2 protein-coding genes and 1 pseudogene are annotated in these 3,638 nt (G+C 70.6%); 2 read left to right on the top strand and 1 reads right to left on the bottom strand.

What is annotated here, in order from left to right; translation table 11 throughout:
• The coding region (locus VIM19_14615; protein ID HEY5186099.1) for an aromatic amino acid lyase at nt 1-254 on the bottom strand (254 nt) is incomplete at its 3' end.
• 1,425 nt (nt 255-1,679) lie between these two features.
• Between VIM19_14615 and VIM19_14620 the strand changes: the two genes are divergently transcribed.
• Nucleotides 1,680-3,164, top strand: a complete 1,485-nt coding sequence (locus VIM19_14620) for a carboxylesterase family protein (GenBank protein ID HEY5186100.1) — start codon at nt 1,680-1,682, stop codon at nt 3,162-3,164.
• Between the two features lie 298 nt (nt 3,165-3,462).
• Nucleotides 3,463-3,638, top strand: a pseudogene (locus VIM19_14625) (hypothetical protein).

Genomic DNA, 3,638 nt, shown 5'->3' on the forward strand with positions numbered 1-3,638 from the left:
CCACTGTGCGAGCGCACGATGAACAGCTGCGCGGCGAGCCGCTCGTCGTCCGTCAGCCGGGTGTCCTTGCCGTGACCGACCTGGGTGGTCAGGCCATAGACGGCTCCACCGGCGGCGAGCGCGCGGTCCACCAGGTCGCGGCTCGCCGCGATCCGGGCACGCACGGAAGCGTCGAGTTCGACCGGCGACCCGTCGACGACGGCGAGCAGCTCGTCGATCCCGAGCGGACCCTCGCTGATGCGCACGGATGCCATGCCACGGTCCTACCGGCCCGGCGGCGCAGGCGCCAGCCCCCAGGCCACCGGACACACCCGCGACCGTCTCACCACCGTGATCCAGCAGGGTCACACAGCAGTCGGCGCCGATGGTGTCCTGGTCATCCGCTTGCTCCTGCTGATCAGGGGCAAACCCCCTCCTCGCGTGACGTAGCAGGCTTACGGGAGGGTGCAGCTGTAGGGCCCCGTCGAGGACGTTCGACCGCTCGACGGCGGGGACCATTCAGCGCGCTGGATCAGCGTTGCGAAGCCGTAGGTGCCCTCAACGTGTCGGAAGCCGCCTGCGAGGACCGTCGAGTCGCGCCCGGTGCGGTGGCAGTGGACGGCCGCCGTCACGTCGGTCACCCCTCCTGCTCCCGCGGACCGATCGGGTGGGGAACGGTATCGAGCGAACGACTGAACCGTGACCTGTCTCGTCCGGTGCCGGTCGCCGGGCGGAACCACGGCGGCTGGACGTGGCCGAGGCCCCGTCGTCCCCCTCCGAGGGGTCAGGGCCACGACGGGGCCTCGTGGGGCGGATCGTCCCCGAGCCGGTCATGACCCAAACTCGAGGGCGAGACCCCGTCAACGCCCACGGGGGTAGGCGGACCGGGCCCCGCAGCGCAGAAGGCTACCCGGGCTGTCCCCTGCAGGGGGACAGGGCCTGGAGTGGGCCGTCAAGGTTTCCGATGCCCAGGGCCAGTGCGCGTCACGGACGGTCCGCCGCAGATGGGGATCCCCGCCAGAAGTCTGTGGGTCATCGGAGACGCGAGGCCAGACCCTCCCCGACGACGAGCTCGCCGCCGCGGTCGCCACCGACTGACACGCCCTGCACCAACGCTGGGAGAACGCCCAAGCCCGCCTCACCGACAAGGAGCAGGTGATCGACGACATCCGGGCGTACGCCATCGACCGGCACCTCGAGGAGCCTCCTCCCGCGACGGCCTAACACCGCCCTGGAGCACTTCGACCTCGAGCTCTATGCCCCCCGTTGCCAGGTCCCCTTCACCGTCAACGCCACCGTGCACCTCACCGCCGACGACCCCGACGCCACCCGACGGCACGTGCGGTACCTCATCGACGGCCTGGCCTACTCCGGCGCCGAGGCACGGTCCTCCGTCCGCATCGCCCGATACTGACGCTGGCAACGTCACGGCTCACCTCCCGACACACCGTCGAGGGCGAGCGACCCAACCCGGCCGCGGTCGACCGCTTTCTGGGCGTTCGCGAGGAGATTGAAGGCGCCGCGGCGCTTCGATCTCAGATGCCCGGCCCTCAGGCGTGCGGGCTGAGAGCATCGCGGAAGGTATGCCAGGATCGACCCCGCTCGTCGAGGCGCGCGTGGTCGCTCAGTACCGCCAGGACATGGCGGCGGCGAGGCCGGTCTGTGGCACGATCGAGGTCACCAGACCTGCGGAGGACGCGATGGACCCGGTTGTGCGCGTGGCTCAAGGACAGTTGCGGGGCGGGGAGCAGGACGGGGTGCTGTTCTTCAAGGGTGTCCCCTACGCGGCAGCCCCGTTCGACGGCAACCGGTTCGCCGCCCCTGCGGCGCCGCCGTCGTGGGACGGCGTTCGCGACGCCGTGGAGTACGGACCGACGGCTCCCAAGCCGCCGTACCCCAGCCCGATCGACGCGTTGCTGCCCGAGCCGGTGGTCCCAGGTGAGGAGTGTCTGAACCTCAACGTGTGGACACCGGGCCTCGAAGGGACCGGTCGCCCGGTGCTCGTGTGGATCCACGGGGGTGCGTTCGTCAACGGCAGCGGTGCGGTCAGTGCCTACGACGGGTCGCGGTTCGCTCGCGACGGTGTGGTGTGCGTGACCATCAACTACCGGCTGGGTGTGGACGGCTTCGGGTTGATCGACGGCGCGCCGGCGAACCGGGGTCTGCTCGATCAGGTGGCCGCCTTGCGGTGGGTTCGGGACAACATTGCCGCCTTCGGGGGCGACCCGAACGCGGTGACCGTCGCAGGAGAGTCGGCCGGGGCGATGAGCGTGACGACGCTGCTGTCGATGCCCGCCGCAGCGGGCTTGTTCCGCCGAGCGATCGCGCAAAGCGGGGCCGGGCACAACGTGCTCAGCGCGGCCACCGCGGCGAAGGTGACCGCTGCGCTCGCCGAACGACTGGGTGTCGAGCCGACGGCGGACGGGTTCGCGGCCCTCCCCGTGGCCGAGCTGGTCGCCGCGCAGGCCGAGCTGTCGGCGAGCATCGCGGCCGCGCCGAACCCGATCGAGTGGGGCGAAATCGCCAGTCACATGATGGCGTTCGAACCGGTCATCGATGGGGACGTGCTCCCGGCCCGTCCGATCGACCGTCTGGCCGAGGGGGTCGGATCCGAGGTCGACGTGCTGATCGGCAACAACACCGAAGAGCATGCGCTGTTCCTGGTCCCCAGCGGGATGGTCAACCTGGTCAACGATGATGTGCTGACGATGGCGCTCATGCTCGTCGGGGCGGACGCCGCCGCCGTCACCGCCGCCTACCGCGCCGCCCAGCCTGCGGCGTCCGCCGGGGAACTCATGATCGCGGCGGTCGGCGACTGGTTCTTCCGCATACCGGCGATCCGGGTGGCCGAGGCACGGTCGGCCCATGGCCGCGACACCTACCTGTACGAGTTCGGATGGCGCTCGCCACAGTTCGGCGGTCGGCTCGGCGCCTGCCACGCCCTCGAGGTGGGGTTTGTCTTCGACAACCTCGACGATTCCTCGGGCGAGCCACTGGCCGGGTCCGCTCCACCGCAGGAGCTGGCCGATGAGATGCACCGCGCGTGGGTGGAGTTCGTCACGACCGGCGACCCCGGCTGGGCCCCGTATGGCGCGGCGCGAACGGTGCACCGGTTCGCCACCCCAAGCGAGACCCTGGACGACCCCCAGCCCGCCCAGCGCTCAGTCTGGGCCGGCGCCCGCTGAGGAACCGCCCAGCCCCCGCAGGATCGGTTGCTGTACGTCGTGCACCTCGGGCGCGAGCCGGTTGCGCCCGGCGAGCACCTCGGCTCGTTCGTGTTCGAGCTCGCTGCGCTGGTGCATGAGTGCGAGCTCCGCTTCCTGCCGGACGCGCTGCTATGTCTGCCGCCGGCCCATCCCGACGACCAGTCCGGCGGCGGCGCCGCTGGCCGCGCCACCGATCACCCCCGCCTCGTGCCCCGTCACGGCGACCGCTATCGTGGCCGCGACAACGCCGGGTGCGGTGAGCGCAACTGCCGGGACGATCTATCTGGTCGGGCCCGGAGCCGACGGGCACCTCCCCGGGTTCGTCTACGGCATCTTCTTCTCTCTGTTCGTCCTGTTCAACTGCTTCGCCGTGAACCAGTGGTTGCAGTACAAGCAGGTGGGGAAGTGGAGGGATTACCTGGTCGGCGAGCGGGTCTACGTCACCTTGTCCCT

This window comes from Actinomycetes bacterium (assembly GCA_036510875.1).
Taxonomy (GTDB): domain Bacteria; phylum Actinomycetota; class Actinomycetes; order Prado026; family Prado026; genus DATCDE01.

Coding starts and splice junctions, on each gene's coding strand:
- VIM19_14620 (HEY5186100.1), top strand. CDS start 1,680: ATGGACCCGGTTGTGCGCGTGGCTCAAGGACAGTTGCGGGGCGGGGAG.